The following is an 837-nucleotide window of genomic DNA, read 5'->3' on the forward strand; positions in this document are numbered from 1 at the left end:
CCCGCTCCTGCACCTGACCCGGCGGCTTCGTCCTGATTGCCAGCCTGCGTTTTTTCGTCATGACGAAATTTTCCAGCGCCGCTGGAGCCACTACGTTCGTCTCCATCGTCAGACCCGGCCGCTGCCGTTCCCTGAGCGCCTCCACCATTTTTTTCGTCATGACGAAATTTTCCGCCGCAATGTCCATTCTTCGCTCTTGCTCTCGCTTTGGTGTCGAGTGGGCTTGCTTCGGTCGGATTTGCTATCGGCAACGGTAATGTCACGTCTACGCCCTGAGGGCGTTCGGGGTCTGCACATCTGCTCGGTGGGCTCACCCTAGCCTTGCATCCTGCCCAACCGATCAAAGCGGTTTGCAGGGGGATGTCGGGGTTACTCATTGCAGGCGGCGGAAGAACTGTCCCCGAGGCTGAAACCATCCATGTGCGGGTGAGGCGTTATCCGTAGGGGTTCCCCCTACACCCCTGGTACTGGCTCCGAAACGAGAGAGGCGGACTGATAAGCCCGCCTCTTCGTCTCACCTCTCGCCTTCCATCAGCCGGTTGATCTTGACCGTCCCGGCATCCACTTCAGCGTCGCCGCCTCCATCCTCGTAACGAATGCGGATGAGACCGGCAGTAGACGGCCGGCGGTTCAGCAGGACCGCCGCAGCACGCCCGTCATGCTCGACCAGCAACAGGGGGCGCTTCATGCTGTCCGGATCGGACACCGCTTTGCCCCGAGGCCAGCTAGTCAGTTCGCCCGTATCCGCGTCGCCGCTACCCGCTCCTGCACCTGACCCGGCGGCTTCGTCCTGATTGCCAGCCTGCGTTTTTTCGTCATGACGAAATTTTCCAGCGC

Annotated in this window: 2 protein-coding genes; both read right to left on the reverse strand. The window is 61.1% G+C overall.

Annotation, left to right across the window (positions count from 1 at the left end):
• On the reverse strand, positions 1-187 hold a 187-nt coding region (locus XCSCFBP4642_RS23545), incomplete at its 3' end, for a hypothetical protein (protein WP_033897806.1).
• A gap of 327 nt (positions 188-514) precedes the next feature.
• Positions 515-837, reverse strand: a 323-nt coding sequence (locus XCSCFBP4642_RS26030) for a transcriptional repressor KorB C-terminal beta-barrel domain-containing protein (RefSeq protein WP_327191999.1), incomplete at its 5' end; no start/stop codon positions are given.

Origin of the sequence: Xanthomonas cassavae CFBP 4642, assembly GCF_000454545.1 — a bacterium.
GTDB classification, from domain to species: Bacteria; Pseudomonadota; Gammaproteobacteria; order Xanthomonadales; family Xanthomonadaceae; genus Xanthomonas; species Xanthomonas cassavae.